Annotated in this window: 11 protein-coding genes and 1 tRNA gene; 4 read left to right on the forward strand and 8 right to left on the reverse strand. The window is 70.7% G+C overall.

Features of this window, described 5'->3' with window-relative positions; all coding sequences use genetic code 11:
• Position 1: 1 nt before the first annotated feature.
• Complete coding sequence (locus ACZ6TU_RS20430) at positions 2-448, reverse strand: SRPBCC family protein (protein WP_467675438.1); 447 nt, start codon at positions 446-448, stop codon at positions 2-4.
• A 98-nt stretch (positions 449-546) separates the two neighbouring features.
• Between ACZ6TU_RS20430 and ACZ6TU_RS20435 the strand changes: the two genes are divergently transcribed.
• The 4 genes from ACZ6TU_RS20435 to ACZ6TU_RS20450 all read left to right on the forward strand — a co-directional run bounded on the left by ACZ6TU_RS20435 (position 547) and on the right by ACZ6TU_RS20450 (position 6,574).
• Entirely contained in the window at positions 547-2,949 is a 2,403-nt protein-coding gene (locus ACZ6TU_RS20435; protein ID WP_469550066.1) for an SCO7613 C-terminal domain-containing membrane protein, read from the forward strand.
• A gap of 136 nt (positions 2,950-3,085) precedes the next feature.
• The gene (locus ACZ6TU_RS20440; RefSeq protein WP_469550068.1) at positions 3,086-4,747 is read left to right on the forward strand and encodes a helix-turn-helix domain-containing protein; all 1,662 of its coding nucleotides are present in this window, start codon (positions 3,086-3,088) and stop codon (positions 4,745-4,747) included.
• A gap of 250 nt (positions 4,748-4,997) precedes the next feature.
• A complete protein-coding gene (locus tag ACZ6TU_RS20445; RefSeq protein ID WP_469550071.1) occupies positions 4,998-6,356 on the forward strand; it encodes a type III PLP-dependent enzyme domain-containing protein in 1,359 nt (452 codons plus the stop codon).
• Between the two features lie 11 nt (positions 6,357-6,367).
• Entirely contained in the window at positions 6,368-6,574 is a 207-nt protein-coding gene (locus ACZ6TU_RS20450) for a hypothetical protein (protein ID WP_469550074.1), read from the forward strand.
• 50 nt (positions 6,575-6,624) lie between these two features.
• Here ACZ6TU_RS20450 and ACZ6TU_RS20455 read toward each other — a convergent pair whose 3' ends face one another.
• From ACZ6TU_RS20455 to ACZ6TU_RS20485, 7 genes are all read right to left on the reverse strand, one after another.
• Positions 6,625-9,360, reverse strand: coding sequence for an exo-rhamnogalacturonan lyase family protein (locus tag ACZ6TU_RS20455; protein ID WP_469550076.1), 2,736 nt, complete (start codon positions 9,358-9,360; stop codon positions 6,625-6,627).
• Positions 9,361-9,473: 113 nt separating this feature from the next.
• Positions 9,474-10,064, reverse strand: coding sequence for a hypothetical protein (locus ACZ6TU_RS20460; RefSeq protein ID WP_467675450.1), 591 nt, complete (start codon positions 10,062-10,064; stop codon positions 9,474-9,476).
• A gap of 12 nt (positions 10,065-10,076) precedes the next feature.
• Positions 10,077-10,958 carry a carbohydrate ABC transporter permease gene (locus tag ACZ6TU_RS20465; protein ID WP_467675452.1) on the reverse strand — a complete coding sequence of 294 codons (882 nt, stop codon included), beginning with the start codon at positions 10,956-10,958 and terminating at the stop codon, positions 10,077-10,079.
• On the reverse strand, positions 10,955-11,956 hold the full coding sequence (locus ACZ6TU_RS20470; RefSeq protein WP_467675454.1) for a carbohydrate ABC transporter permease: 1,002 nt from the start codon (positions 11,954-11,956) through the stop codon (positions 10,955-10,957). Before ACZ6TU_RS20470 ends, ACZ6TU_RS20465 begins: the two co-directional genes overlap by 4 nt.
• Positions 11,956-13,245, reverse strand: a complete 1,290-nt coding sequence (locus ACZ6TU_RS20475) for an ABC transporter substrate-binding protein (RefSeq protein ID WP_469550082.1) — start codon at positions 13,243-13,245, stop codon at positions 11,956-11,958. Before ACZ6TU_RS20475 ends, ACZ6TU_RS20470 begins: the two co-directional genes overlap by 1 nt.
• Positions 13,246-13,658: 413 nt before the next feature.
• Positions 13,659-13,730, reverse strand: a tRNA-Val gene (locus tag ACZ6TU_RS20480).
• 78 nt (positions 13,731-13,808) lie between these two features.
• Positions 13,809-14,267 carry a TIGR02611 family protein gene (locus ACZ6TU_RS20485; RefSeq protein ID WP_467675458.1) on the reverse strand — a complete coding sequence of 153 codons (459 nt, stop codon included), beginning with the start codon at positions 14,265-14,267 and terminating at the stop codon, positions 13,809-13,811.
• Positions 14,268-14,309: the final 42 nt, after the last annotated feature.

The raw sequence follows: 14,309 nt of genomic DNA on the forward strand, positions 1-14,309 counted from the left end.
TTCAAACCGCTTGGAGGTGTCCGAGGAGTCCGCGCCGCCCGGACCGCATCATCAGCGCGTGGTTGGCGCGGAAGACGGGCCGTCCCGGTACGGCGAACCTCCTCAGCAGCGGCTTGGTCACGCTCACCACCTGGTCGTACCGCGCGAGAGAGCCCGTCCCGTTCGGCGTGATCGTCCAGCACGCCCAGCCCTCGATGTCGCCGGACATGGCGACCTCCAGTACGCCGGCGGCGGGATCGCGCCGCACCTGCCGCGCCGTGAAGGTCATGTCGTACGGCAGGACGGAGCGGATCCGGATCACCCCGGTGGTCTCGTCAAGCCGGGTCACCTCCCGGACCTGGTGCCACCAACGGGGGTAGTCCTCGGGGCGTTCCAGCACCTCGTACACAGCGGCGGGCGGCGCGGGCAGGGGCCAGAGACTGCGGAAGCGGTAGTGGTTCCAGTCCATGACCGCAGTCTGCCCAGGTGCGGTGCGGGCTGTCTGAGTATGCGCCTGAGTATCCGCACTCATGCCGTACGGGGGTGACGCGGACCACACTGCCGGTCATGAACCACCTTCCGCCCCCGGCCGAGGAACTGCGGCTCCTCGACGTCGAACTCCGGCAACTTGACGCCCGCCGGGCCCAGTTGTTGGCCCGTCGCGCCTGGCTGGTCGCGACCCTGCAACAGGCACGGCAACAACCGCAGCAGGCCTGGGCTCAGGCGCGGACGCAGCCGCCGCCCGTCGCATGGTCCCGCCCGGAAGCCGCCGCGCCCAGCGTGCAGAACGTGCTGCTGGTGCTCGGCGGTGTGCTGCTCACGCTCGCGGCGGCGGTGTTCACGCTGGTCAGCTGGGGTCAGATGGGGATCACCGGGCGGGCGCTGGTGCTCGGCGCGGTCACGCTGGCCGCGCTCGCCGGACCGGCGCTCCTGCTGAAGCGGGGGCTGCGGTCGACGGCCGAGTCCGTGGCGGGTCTCGGCCTGGCGCTGACCGTGCTGGACGCCTACGCCCTGCACGAGGCGGCTCTCACCGGGACGGACGGGACGGGGTACGCGGCGGCCGCGACGGTGGTGCTGGCGGGGGTCTGGTCGGCGTACGGTCTGCTGCCCGCCACGGCCGCGCTGCGGCTGCCCCTGCCCTGCGCCCTGGCGACGGCCCAGTTCCCGCTGCTGCTGTGGGCCCTGTCCGCCGGCGCCGACCCGTACGCGATCAGCGCCGCGCTGCTGATGACGGCCGGGCTCGACACGGTGGCGGCGTTGCTGGTGCCTTCCGCTTCCGTACGGATCTGTGCGGTCGTCGGTGCGTACGGCACGGGCGGCTGGGGCGTTCTGGCGGCCGGCTGGCTGTCCGTGACGGCCGGCGGCCCGGGCGCTGCCTCCCGGGCCGGGGCGCTGCTCCTGCTCGCGGCGGCGATCGCGCTGGGTGCGGCCTGGCGGGTCTCGGGTCCGGGCGTACGTCACGCCCTCGGTCTCGCGGCGGCCTCGGGGCTGCTCACCGTGGGTGCGCTCGGCGGAGTGGCTCGCTTCGCGGTGCCGGCACAGTGGGTGGTTGTGGTTCATCTGGCCTTCGGTGTCGCCCTGTTGGCGGGGCTGCGGGCCGGGCGGCTGCTACCGGACGCGGTGCGGCACGGTCTCGCCTGGGCCTCCGCCGCCGTACAGGCACTGGGTCTGCTGTGGGCGCTGCCCGTCGTCGCCCTGGTGGTGATGGGGCCGGCCGGGTGGTTGGGCCGTGTGTGGAGCGGTGCGCCGTCGGACGCGCGTGCGGCTGTCGCCGTCGAGGCGCCCTGGCCGTCGGACGCGGCGGCGGCTCCCGTCGTCCTGCTGGCGGTCGCGGCCGTACTCGCCTCGGCGGTCCGCGTGGAGCAGTGGCCCCCGCGTGCCCGGCTCGGTGCGCTGGGTCTGCTGTGGACCGCGGCGCTGTTGCTTCCGGCGATCCTCGCGCTTCCCTACCTCGCGGGGCTGCTGGTCCTGGCAGTCATGACGGCGGCCGCGCTGTACCTGGGCCGGACCACGGCGTCCGGCGCGCGGATCACCGCCCTCGTCCTGGCCCTGGTCACGGCCGTCGACCTCACCCTGGTCTCCCTCGCCTCCCAGACCGTGACACTCGTGGTGCTGTCCCTGCTGACGGCGCTGTTCGCCATGGCCTCGTGGCGGTCGGACGTCGCCCCCTTCACGGCTCCGGCCGCCCTTGTGTACGCCGCCGCCCTCGCCTCGGCGACGGGTGCCTCCGTGGACTGGCCGCCGGCCCGAACCGCCCTGCTGGTCCTGGCCGTTCCCGTGGCCGCCGCCCTGCTCGCCCCGCGTCTCGGTGCGACGCGGGCGACGGTGCCGGTCGAGGCCGTGGGAGCCGCCGCCGGCCTGCTGGCCGTGGGCCTCGCGGTCACCGATCCGCCGCTGCTCGCCCTGGTGCTGGCGTTGTGCGGCGTCATCACCGCGGGCACGGCACTGCGCCCGGACCGCCGCCCCGTCGGCTACGCGGCCACGGCCCTGTTCGTGCTGGCCGCCTGGGTGCGCCTGGCCGCGTGGGAGGTCGACACACCCGAGGCGTACACATTCCCGGTGACCGTTCCGGCGCTGCTCGTCGGTGCCCTGCGCAGGCGTCGCGACCCGCAGGCCTCCTCCTGGACGGCGTACGGCCCCGGACTCGCCGCCACACTCCTGCCGAGCCTCGTCGCGGCCTGGGGCGACCCGCACTGGGAGCGGCCGTTGCTGCTGGGCATCGCGGCACTGCTGGTCACCCTGCTGGGTGCCCGGCACCACCTCCAGGCGCCGCTGGTGCTCGGCGGCTCGGTGCTGGCCCTGGTCGCGCTGCACGAACTCGCCCCGTACGTCGTGCAGGTGACCGGGGCACTCCCCCGCTGGGCGCCTCCCGCCCTCGCCGGACTCCTGCTGCTCGCACTCGGGGCGACGTACGAGCAGCGGATCCGGGACGTCCGGCGGGTGCGGGACGTGCTGGGGAGGATGAACTAGCTTCTGGGTTCGCGCCGTTGGCGCCTCCGCGTGCCGTACGGGCGTCTCGACTGCGGACAAGGCACGTGATGTCATACGTTTTCCGATCCAGCCGTCGGCGGCAGGCGGCACGGCCGGGCAGGGACGGGGAGGCATCATGACGGACCTGGAGGAATCGGCGGGCCGGGGCACGGGCACCGAGGACCGGGGGACGCTGGAGCACCTGCTCTCCGTGGTGGGGGTGGGAGCCGTGGAGTTGCACACGGCCCCGGAGGGACTGCGGACGAGCGTCACCGGCGTCCATGTGCTGGACGCTCTCGAACCCGTCATCAGACCGCGGGAGTTACTGCTCGCGGTCGGTGTCGACCCGCGCTCGGCGCATGCGGTCGACGTGGTGCGCCGGGCCGGTGAAGCGGGTGCGGCGGGTGTGGTGTTCGGCCCGGGGCGGCCGGAGCCCACCGCGCGGGCGTTGCAGACAGCCGCGGAGGAGGGCGGCACGGCGGTGCTCTTCCGTACCGCCTGGTGCACCTGGGCCCAACTCGTGGGAGTGCTGCGGGCGGGGCTGGCCTCGGCGGGCGTTCCCCCGATGCCCGCGACCAGCGGCGTGCGCATGGGTGATCTGGACTCCCTGGCCGATGCGGTGGCGGCCCTGGTGGGAGGCTCGGTGACCATCGAGGACACGGAGTCGCGGGTGCTGGCGTACTCCTCCACCGAGGAGAACGTGGACGAGATGCGCCGACTGACCATCCTCGGTCGCCGCGTGCCGCCCTGGCGGGTGGCGGCGATGCGGGAGGCGGGGTTCTTCCAGGCGCTGTGGGGTGCGGGCGACGTGCTGCACCGGCCGGCCCACGGCCAGGACCCGGAGCGCCTGGTCGGTGCCGTACGGGCCGGCGGAGAGGCACTGGGGTCGATCTGGGTGGCGGCGGTCGCCGGCCGCCCGCTGTCCCCGAACGCCTCGGAGACGCTGCGCGCGGCGGCCCGGGCCGCCGCCGCCCATCTGCTGCATCACCGCACCCACAGCTCGGACAGCCGCCTGGTGGAGGACGCGGCTCGGGCGCTGCTGGAGGACCGCGGATCCGTCGAAGTGCTCGCGGAGCGGGCCTCACTGCCGCCCCGGGAGCCCTGCGCCGTCCTGGCGGTCGGAACCGGGTCCGGCCGCCACGGCGACAACGACCCGTCCGGGCTGTACGGGCTGCTGACCCTGCACTGCGCGGCTCTGGGCCACCGGGTCGTGGTGGTCCCGGCGGGCGGCAGGATCCTGGTGCTGCTGGGCGGGCTGGAGCGCGACCCGGGGCGGGCCGACGGCCAGGTGACGCGGCTGGGGGAATCGCTGGCCGAACAGCTTTCGGTGACGATCGGCACGTCGGTGAAGGTGGGGCTCGGCGACGTGGTCCCCGGGCTGTCACGGGCACCCGAATCACGCCGGTCGGCCGAGGGGACCCTCCAGGCGCTCATCACGTCCGCCGGGCCACGCACCGTCGCGCGGAGCGAGGACGTCGCGGACACGGTGGGCATCCTTCAAGTCGTCGACGCCCTGCGCGAGGTGGCGCTGCCACCGCGGACCTCGGTGGCCCGGCTGAGGGCGTTCGACGCCGATCACAACGGCAGTTGCCTGGTGGAGACCCTGCGCGCCTACCTCGACCACTTCGGTGACGTGGCCGCCGCTTCGCGCACGCTGGGGGTGCATTCCAACAGCCTGCGCTACCGGTTGCGCCGGATCACGCAGGTGTCGGGGCTGGACCTGGACAGCCCCGACGCCCGGCTACTCGCCCACCTCCAGTTGCGTCTGGACGGAGACCCCGACGGCACACGCCCCTGAGCGACCGGCACCGAGGTGCGGCCGCGCGGGTGCCGTCCGCCGCTTGGCCGCGGCCACCATCGCAGGGCCTCTCCTTCGTCGTACCGCACAACGCCCTCGCGTGAGGCGGGGGTTGTTGCGTTCAACCGCCGTGGGCGAGGCCCGCGTCTTTGACGACTCGACGAAGACGCCGTCCCGGTGCGGACAGCAGCCTGGTACTCCACCCCGGGGCCGTCCCGGGTGCTGCGCGTACGACACCGGAGGGCTCACCATGACCGGACCGACCCCCGCCGCCGAGCGGCGCGAACGGATCCTCCAGGAAGCGGTGCGGCAGGGACTGCTGGACGCCGAGCGGTCCCAGCTGGCCGCCTTCGTCGACCTCGACGGCGTCGCCGCGACGGTCGGCTCCCTGCACCGCGCCTTCCCCTCGTCGCCGCGTGTGCTGCACGCGTTCGCCGCCAAGGCCAACTGCCTGGTGCCTGTGCTGGCGGAGCTGCGGCGGCTCGGCATGGGCTGCGAGGTGGCCACCGCGGGTGAACTGGCCCGCGCGCTGGCCGCCGGATTCGCACCCGAGCGGATCGTCTTCGACTCGCCGGCCAAGACGGAGGCAGAACTGCGGCGCGCCCTGGACCTGGGTGTGGCTGTCAACGCGGACAACTACCAGGAACTGGCCAGGATCGACCGGGCCCTGGGCCACCGCGTCCCGGTGTCGAGGATCGGGGTGCGCGTCAACTCCCAGCTCGGCGGCGGCAGCATCGCCGCGATGAGCACGGCGACGAGCACCTCGAAGTTCGGCGTCCCCCTGGCCGACCCGGGGAGCCGACGGCGGTTGCTGCGCGCCTACCACGACCACCCGTGGCTGACCTGGGTGCACACGCATGCCGGGTCGCAGGGCTGCCCGCTCGACCTCATGGCCGGCGGGATCGCGCAGGCCGTGGCGTTCGCCGAGGAGGTCAACGCCTCCCTCGGACGGCGCCAGGTCGTCGGCATCGACATCGGCGGCGGACTGCCCGTCAACTTCGCCGACGACGAGACCACGCCCACCTTCGCCACGTACGTCCGGCAGCTGCGTGCCCAGGCGCCCGCGCTGTTCTCCGGCAGGTACGAGATCGTCACCGAGTTCGGGCGTTCCGTCCTCGCCAAGAACGGGTTCACCGCCGCGTACGTCGAGTACACGAAGAGCATGGGCGGCCGGCCGATCGCGGTCACCCACGCCGGTGTGCAGGTGGCCACCCGGACCGTGTTCAATCCCGACGCCTGGCCCCTGCGGATCGAGGCGCATGACGGAAGCGGGAAGGCCAAACAGGGCGGACCGGTCCGCCAGGACGTCGCGGGCCCCGCCTGCTTCGCCGGGGACCTGCTGGCACGCGACCGCGCGTTGCCGCTCCTGGAACCCGGCGACCTCATCGCCGTCCCGGACACCGGCGCCTACTACTTCTCGACGCCGTTCCACTACAACAGCCTGCCCGAACCCGCTGTGCACGGGGTCCGGACGAGCGGTGACGGCCGTGTCCACTTCGAACTCCTGCGTCCCGCGCAGGACCCGTGGGACGTGCCGGTGCCCGTCCCGGGTGACCACGGCGCGCCCCTGCGGCAGCGGGCGCACGAGCCCGCTCACGGCGTCGGGTAAGGAGCACCGAGGTGGCACAGGCCGACCGTCGAGGGCCCGGCCGGGACGGACCGCTCCTCAGTCAGCGCGCCGCGATCGTCTTCCTGCTGGCAGCCCTGGTCGGCATCGGTGCCACTGTTCTGGCGGCGCTGGCCGGCAACGAGTGGCCGGTCGCGGTGAGCGTCGGAGCCGGGGTGGTGGCCCCGGCCGTCCTGTTCTTCAACCAGATCATCGACTAGCCGAGCGGATCCCGGTGTCTCGCCACGGGATCCGCTCGTCCGGTCCCCCGCTACGGCATCTTGTCACCCAGCAGTGCCAGGTTCTCGATGGCGGCGAGGCCGTACAGCGAGGTGTCGTTCGTGGACACCCAGGGCGCCTCGCTGCCCGGCACCAGCGTGAGCGGGCCGCTGAGCTTCTCGGTCTTCCAGGGGGCCGACTCCTTGTAGCCGTCGGAGTTGTAGAACTTGTCCCACGCGCGCTTGGCGAGCTTCTCGTCGCCGGACTGGACGGCGGCGTACGCGTCGAGGCGCGAGTGGCCCTGGAAGAGGATCAGCGAGCCGAAGTTGCTGCCGTAGCGGGCCGCCTGTTCGGCCTTGGTGGCATTGAAGTAGCGGCAGTAGTCGAGGTACGCCTCCTTGAACTTCGGCACGTCGACGAGGTCGATGAGCTCGGCGCACAGCTCGTTGAGGCCGAAGACGGCCGACAGGTGCGAGACCTCGACCTTGGGCTTGTCGGCGACGGCGAACCTGCCGGTGTCGAGGTCGTACAGGCCGCTGCCCTGGACGAAGCCGTTGGGCTGGGCGGCGATGGTCTCCATGGTGGACAGCACACGCGCGCGGGCCTTCTCCCACTTGGGGCCCTTGCGCTCCCACTCCGTCAGCCACGCCGAGACCAGGCCGCTCCAGTCGGTGCCGAAGCCGATCGACAGGGCGTGCCGGTCGGGCGTGTACGGCTCGGTGCGGATCTTGCGGAGCGGGTCGAGGGCGAGGAACGTCTCGTCGGAGTCGACGTTGGCGTGCATGAGGTCGCCGACGCGTTCGTCCGCCGTGAGGAAGTAGTAGTAGCGCCGGTACGTGGTGTTGGCGATGCGCTGCTGCTTGGCGCTGTCGGCGAAGTGCTGCACGCCGTGCCGGGTGCCGAGGCCCGCCCACTTGCCCAGGTGGTAGACGTCGACCTCACCGGTGTGCCGGGTCATGGCCTCGGCGAAGCGGAAGATGTCCGAGCGGCCGCTTCTCAGGTACGCGTACCAGAGCCACAGGTCCGGCGACAGCTCGGAGTTGTCCCAGGCGTAGCCGCCGACGTCGTAGCGCCACTGGTGCCGGACGGTGTCGTAGGTGTGCATGATGTCGCCGTAGTCCCAGAAGCCGTACCACCGGCGCATCTCCACCTGGTCCTTGTAGTAGGTGAAGAGGAAGTCGAGGTGGTCCTCGATCTTGGCCTTGGCGGGGGTGGAGCGGTCGGGTTCGGCGTACAGGCCCTTGCCGAAGACGCCCGCCTTGATCAGCTGCTTGGGCGGGGCGGCGAGCTGCGGCAGCACACGGACGGCCTCGACCTGCTCGGCGAGCCGCTCGGCGCTCGGGGTGGACTCGTTGGCCCAGAACAGCAGCTCGGAGGTGCGGGCGATGCCGTAGGGGGTGCCGAACTCGGGCTCGTAGTCCTCATAGGTGATGTTGAGGCCCTCGATCTGCTCGGGGAAGGTGTCCTGGCCCATGCCGTCGTGGTAGAAGCGCATGTCCATGGGCTGGGCCTCGGGGGACCAGAGCCAGAGGGTGACCTCGGCCTCGTCCGTGTGGGCGTCCCGGATGTCGAGCTGGGCGGGGAACTTCTCCCAGAAGTCGCGCAGGCCGAAGGAGAATCCGCCGCTCACCCCGCCGACGTACCCGAAGCCGGAGGCGCGCCGTCCGCCGCCCGCGCCGATCCAGCCGTAGCCCTTCTTGGTGCGCTTGCGCAGGGTGAAGCCGTCGGCGGACAGCTGGGAGAGGGTGTAATCGCCCCACTCGGGTATGTACTGGAGCCGGGTGGTGACCCGCTGGTCCCAGGTGGCCGGGTCGGGCAGCTTCTTGCCTTCGTACTGCGCCGCCTGCACGGCCGCGCCCGGGTCCCGCCGCAGGCCGGTGATGCCCTTGACGGCCTCACGCAGCAGGCCGGTGCCCTCGCCGCCGATGCGGATGTGGCGGTCGTACGACTCGTCCCGCATCGGCACGGTGAAGCGGACGCCCAGGCCGCGGACGAAGTCGCCGGCCGCCTTGCCCGGCTTCTGGGTGCCGTCGTAGGTGATGGTGTGCACCATACGGAAGGAGTCGGCGCCCGCGTAGAAGTAGAGCCGGATCGAGAAGGGCAGCCAGCTGCGGCCGCCCTTGCGGTGTTTGCCGTCGATGCGGACGACCGCGCGGACCGGCCCCTCCTGCTCGACGGTGACCTTGGAGACGGCGCCGTCGAAGCGCTCGGTCTTCACCGTGCCCTGGTCCTCGTCCGCGAACTCCGGCTGGCGGATCAGCACGAGCCGGCCGTTCTTCGCGATCTCCGTGGAGCCGCGGGTGACCGACTTGACGATCGTGGAGCCGGACTTGCCGATCCTCGCGGTGATGACGCCGGTGGAGATGTCGATGGTGCCGCCGCTCTTGTCGACGGTGACCTTCTTCTCCGGTGCGGCGGGCGACCCGGCGGTGAGGGTCAGCTTGCCGTCACCCGAACCGACCGCGTGCGCGGTCCACTTGAGGGAGCCGTCGGGCCAGTAGGCGATCGGCCACGACTGCACGGGTACGGCCTTGCCGTCCGCGTCCGTCAGCGCGAAGTTCTGGTCCTTCTGGTAGGCGCCCTTCGGCCAGGGGACGCCGACGGTGGAGCCGGGGGCCGCGCCGAGGCCGCCGTCCTCCAGCCAGTCGAGGGTCACCGGGTCGGCGTCGGCGGGCTCGGCTCTGGGCGCCGCCTGCGCGTCCTGCGTCCCCAGTGCCCAGCTGAACTGGGCGGCGGCTCCGGCGACGGCGGCCGCCTTCAGGAGGGACCTGCGAGGGATGGGAGACATAGAGATGCTGCCTTTCCTTGTCCGTGCGGGAAGCACATCCGTGCGCTGGTCAGGGGCATGACAGTGAGAGGCGCGGCGCCCGGGGCGCCGGCCTGGGACGAGGGCACCGCCGGTCAGCGGTGCCGGTACCGCTCCTCCACGGCGACGGCCGCCGCCGCGACGGCCCCGAGGACGGCGACCGCCAGCGGCGCGGCGAACCAGGCGGACACGGCCACCACGGCCAGCCCGGCGATGATCAGGAAGGAACCGGCCGGGTCGAGGAGTGTCCGGCGCCAGGCAGCCGCGAGCAGGGTCCGCCAACGGGCGCCCGGCTCCCATACCGCCGCCGCGCGCAGCCCGGCCACGACCAGGCCGATCAGCGCGCAGACGCCGACGGCCCCGACCAGCGGCCCGCCGGGAATCCCCGCACGGACCGCTTGGACGTCCACCCAGACCGCGGCCAGGGCCGCCCACCCGGCGAGCCCGGCGAGCCACCCGCCGCGTACGGCCGTACGGAAGTCGGCGACGAACTCCCGCCAGCCACCGCCCTCGTGCGCGGTACGGCGCCGCAGGTGCCGCGCCCCCGCGGCGAAGGCCGCCGGATACGTGACGATCCCCAGCGAGGCCACCGCGATCCAGACCCCCGTCAGCAGACACTCGGCGAACACGCCGAACCGCTCGGCAAAGGCCGACTCCCCCCGTGCCTTCACTCGCGTCGTGGCCATGGCCGGATCACCTCAGCCCTTCAGACCGGACGTCGCCATGCCGTCGATCAGATACCGCTGGAAGGCGAGGAAGAAGGCGAGGACCGGCAGCAGCGCGACCAGCGACATGGCGATCATGCCGCCGTAGTTGGCCACGGCGTCCTGGTCCACGAACATCTTCAGGCCGAGCGAGACCGTGTACTTGTCGGGCTCGTTGAGGTAGATCAGCGGGCCCATGAAGTCGTTCCAGGAGTTGATGAAGGTGAAGATCGCGCTGGTGATCAGGGCAGGACGGCACAGCGGAAGCATGATCGACCAGTAGATGCGGAAGTGCCCGCAGCCGTCGAGGCGGGCCGCCTCGTCGAGCTCCTTGGGCATGTTGCGCATGAACTGCACCATCAGGAAGACGAAGAATGCCTCCGTGGCCAGGTACTTCCCGAGCAGCAGCGGTGTGTAGGTGTTGATCATCCCCATGTTGCGGAACAGCACGTACTGCGGGATCAGCAGCACGTGGTACGGCAACAGAAGAGTGCCGATCATCAGTGTGAACAGCAGATTCCGCCCCGCGAACCTGATCCTCGAGAAGGCGTACGCCGTCAGCGAGCAGGACACCACGATCCCGATCACCGAACCGACCGCGAGAAAAAGGGAGTTGAAGAAGAAGGTGGAGATGGAGATGTCGGCGATGCCGTCGGCGAGGCTCTTGTAGTTGTCGAGGACCGGGTCGCCCGGCAGGAGGTCCAGGCTGCCGACGATGTCCTCGCTCTTCTTGAGGGAGCCGCCGATGACCCAGATCACCGGGTAGAGGATCACCGCGAGGATCAGCAGGGACCCGATGTGCCAGGCGAGGGATCCGGGCAGTTTGTGCCGAAGGCCGCCCGCTCGTGGGGTGGCGTCGGTGGCCTGCGCACTCATCGGGCGCCCTCCTCGTAGTGCACCCAGCGCTTCTGGGACCAGAACAGCACCGCCGTCACCAGGGCGACCGCGACGAGCAGCATCCAGGCCATGGCGGAGGCCAGACCCATCCGGCTGTTCTCGAAGCCCTGGACGTAGAGGTAGCAGGTGTAGACCATCGAGCCGTCAGCGGGACCGCAGGCATTGCTTCCGGCGCCGCCGCCGACGATGTACGCCGAGCTGAAGATCTGGAAGGAGTGAATGGTCTCCAGCAGGACGTTGAAGAAAAGAACCGGGGAGATCATCGGCAGCGTGATGTTCCAGAACCGCCGCAGCTTGCCCGCCCCGTCGACCTCGGCCGCCTCGTACAGCTCACGCGGGACCTGCTTGAGGCCGGCCAGGAAGATGACCATGGGGGCGCCGAACTGCCAGACGGTGAGCGCCACCAGGCTGTAGATGATCATGTCCGGGTCGCCGGTCCAGCCGCCGACGTCGATCCCGAAGATCTTCTGCGTACGGTCCACGATCGCGTCGTCCGAGAAGATCGCCTTCCAGACGATCGCGACGGAGACGCTCGCGCCGATCAGCGACGGCGCGTAGAAGGCGGCCCGGTAGAAGGCCTGTCCGCGCCGCTTCTGCGCGAGGAGCAGGGCCACACCGAGGGCCGCGAGCAGCTTGAGCGGCGTTCCGACGACGACGTACCAGAGCGTCACCTCCACCGAGTGGCGCCAGCGGGGATCGCCGAACATCTCGGAGAAGTTGCCGAGGCCGATCCACTTGGGGGCGTCGAACAGGTTGTAGTCGGTGAACGCGAAGTAGAGCGAGGCGACCATCGGGCCCGCGGTGAGCAGCAGGAACCCGGCGATCCAGGGAGACATGAAGAGATAGCCGGCCAGGTTCTCCCGGCGCCGCCGCCGCTTGAGGGCGGCGGGGCGCTCGGGCTTCACCGGACCGTGCCGCGGCTCGGAGTCCTGGGACAGGCCCTCCATCGCAGGGGCGTGTGTCACGGTGGTTCCCATCAGCTGCCGAGAGCCGTCTTCGACTCGGTGAAGAACTGCTTGACGGCCTCGTCCACCGACCGCTTGCCCAGGGCGAGTTCCTCGGCGATGCGCAGGAAGGCGGACTCACAGATGTCCGCGCCGTTCGGGTGCGGGGTGATGGGCTCCAGGACACCCGCCTCGACGAGGGACTCCTCGTAGGCGGCTATCGTCTTGTTGACCTCGTCGGTCGGCTTGTACGCGTCGTACTGGGCCTGCGTCGCGGGTACGCCCCGGTCGTACCCCATGATCTTGGCGACCTCGGGGTCGTGCACCATGAAGTCGATGAACTGGGCCACTTCCTTGGGGTGCTGGGTGCGCTTGGAGGCGCTCAGCATGAGCGAGCCGAGGTACTGGCCGGTCTTCTTGCCGTCCATGGTCGGGATGGGAGCGAGGGCGTACTCGCTCTTGCCCTCGGCGGTGTAGCGGACGGTGAAGTTGTCCCAGGTGAACTCGCCGCCCGCGAGTTCACCGGTGACCGCGGACTTGGGCTTGATCTGGGCGACCTTCTTGGCGTCGGCGTAGCGGCCGTCCTCCACGCCCTTCTTGGCCTTCGTCCACCAGTCCGTCAGATCCGCCTCGGCGAAGCCGAGGCCGTCCTCGGTGAAGAACGCCTTGCCGTTCTGACGCAGGTACAGGTCGTAGAGGTACATGACGCCGTACATGCCGCTGTCGCCGGCGCGGCCCGTCTTGTCGCGGATCTTCTTCATCGCCGCGTCGAAGTCGTCCCAGGTCCAGCCCATCTCCGGCTTCACACCGGCCCGGGTGAAGACGGGCTTGTCGATGACCAGGGCCATCGAGTTGGAACCGACCGGAACTCCGAGGAGCCTGCCGTCGATCTCGCCGAACTTCTCGAGTCCTGCGCGGAATCCCTCCATCCGGAGGTTGCCGGCCTTGACCTGCTCGCTGAGATCGAGCAGCACGTTCTTCGCGTCGTATTTGCGCAGGAACCCGATGGCATTCTGGAAGACGTCCGGCGGATTTCCGCCGGAAGCCTGGGTGTTGAACTTCTTCCAGAAGTCGAGATAAGGCTGGAAGTCCGTTTTCACCTTGATCTTCGGGTACTTCTTCTCGAAGAGCGCGATGGTCTTGTTGATTCGCTGGGCGCGGTCCTCCGCCCCCCACCACGCGTAACGGATCGTCACCGTCCCGTCCGCGGAGGTCCCTCCGTCACCACCGCAGCCGGTGGTCGCGGCCAGCCCCAGCGTGGCCGCCGTGGCCCCGGCCGCCTTCAGAATCGTACGTCTCTCAACATTCCTGCCGTTCACCACGGTTGGACCTCCCCGCACATCGTCCCGCTCGCATGAATCGTTTCAAGTAAGCGCTTGCTGGCACAAGCTACGGAGGGGCTGAGGGTGCGTCAATGATTCGGACAAGATTTTCTTACCGAACGGGCCGGAGCCGGGGCGGGGTGCGGAGGTGGCGCGCCGGGCCCGCGGGGGTGACGCCACTGGTGGGGCCGACGTGGTCGGCGGGCCGAACGGCGCGGGACCGCTCACGCGGGTTTCGGGAGCGACCGAAAGACGGCGCCGAAGTGGGTGGCGTGAAGCCGGGCGCCAGGTGGCCGGTTTCCGTCAGCCGACCCTGGAGGAGAGCGGCACGCGGGGCGTTCGGCGGCCGGGACAACGGACCCCCGCACGACAGCGGCCCACCTGCACAGTCGCAGGTGGGCCGCCGATCCGGGTGGGCGATACTGGGTTCGAACCAGTGACCTCTTCGGTGTGAACGAAGCGCTCTCCCACTGAGCTAATCGCCCGGACGCAGGAAGAACATTACCCCATGTCAGGGGGTGCCTGTGACCAGCGCCGGCCGGCACCGGCACCCCCGCCGGGGCTCACTGGTTCTTGATCTTCCACGGCATGGCCATGCCGAACTTCCACACGTAGATACCGACCAGTACGGACACGATCACCAGCCCGATCGCAGTCAGGATGATGTTGCGGCGCCGCACCTTGGGGTCGAGAGCGCGCTGCGCGGCCTCCGTGACCTTCCGCTTGGTCCAGCGGAGCACCAGCTGGGCCCACACGAACTCGGTCGCCCAGATCGCCATGCCGCCGAAGATCACGACCCAGCCCGGTCCCGGCAGGGGCAGCATGATGATGCCCGCCACGACGACCGCGAGCCCGATGATGAAGACGCCTACCTGCCAGCTCACGTGCAGCATGCGGCGCGCCTTGATGAATTCCGGCGCCCGCGAGCCGAGCCCCTGCTCCTGCTCGCTGCGCACCTCGTCCGTCCCCGTCTCGTCCGGCGCCACCGCCACCTCGCCCGGCTCGTCACTCCCCGTATTCATCGGTCAAACACTACCCGAGCGAAACCAGTCACCGGAATGGAC

Source organism: Streptomyces sp. NPDC052064 (assembly GCF_055585925.1).

Excerpts from the sequence above, each read along its gene's own strand:
- ACZ6TU_RS20430 (WP_467675438.1), bottom strand. The coding sequence starts at position 448 with ATGGACTGGAACCACTACCGCTTCCGCAGTCTCTGGCCCCTGCCCGCG.
- ACZ6TU_RS20435 (WP_469550066.1), top strand. The coding sequence starts at position 547 with ATGAACCACCTTCCGCCCCCGGCCGAGGAACTGCGGCTCCTCGACGTC.
- ACZ6TU_RS20440 (WP_469550068.1), top strand. The coding sequence starts at position 3,086 with ATGACGGACCTGGAGGAATCGGCGGGCCGGGGCACGGGCACCGAGGAC.
- ACZ6TU_RS20445 (WP_469550071.1), top strand. The coding sequence starts at position 4,998 with ATGACCGGACCGACCCCCGCCGCCGAGCGGCGCGAACGGATCCTCCAG.
- ACZ6TU_RS20455 (WP_469550076.1), bottom strand. The coding sequence starts at position 9,360 with ATGTCTCCCATCCCTCGCAGGTCCCTCCTGAAGGCGGCCGCCGTCGCC.
- ACZ6TU_RS20460 (WP_467675450.1), bottom strand. The coding sequence starts at position 10,064 with ATGGCCACGACGCGAGTGAAGGCACGGGGGGAGTCGGCCTTTGCCGAG.
- ACZ6TU_RS20465 (WP_467675452.1), bottom strand. The coding sequence starts at position 10,958 with ATGAGTGCGCAGGCCACCGACGCCACCCCACGAGCGGGCGGCCTTCGG.
- ACZ6TU_RS20470 (WP_467675454.1), bottom strand. The coding sequence starts at position 11,956 with ATGGGAACCACCGTGACACACGCCCCTGCGATGGAGGGCCTGTCCCAG.
- ACZ6TU_RS20485 (WP_467675458.1), bottom strand. The coding sequence starts at position 14,267 with ATGAATACGGGGAGTGACGAGCCGGGCGAGGTGGCGGTGGCGCCGGAC.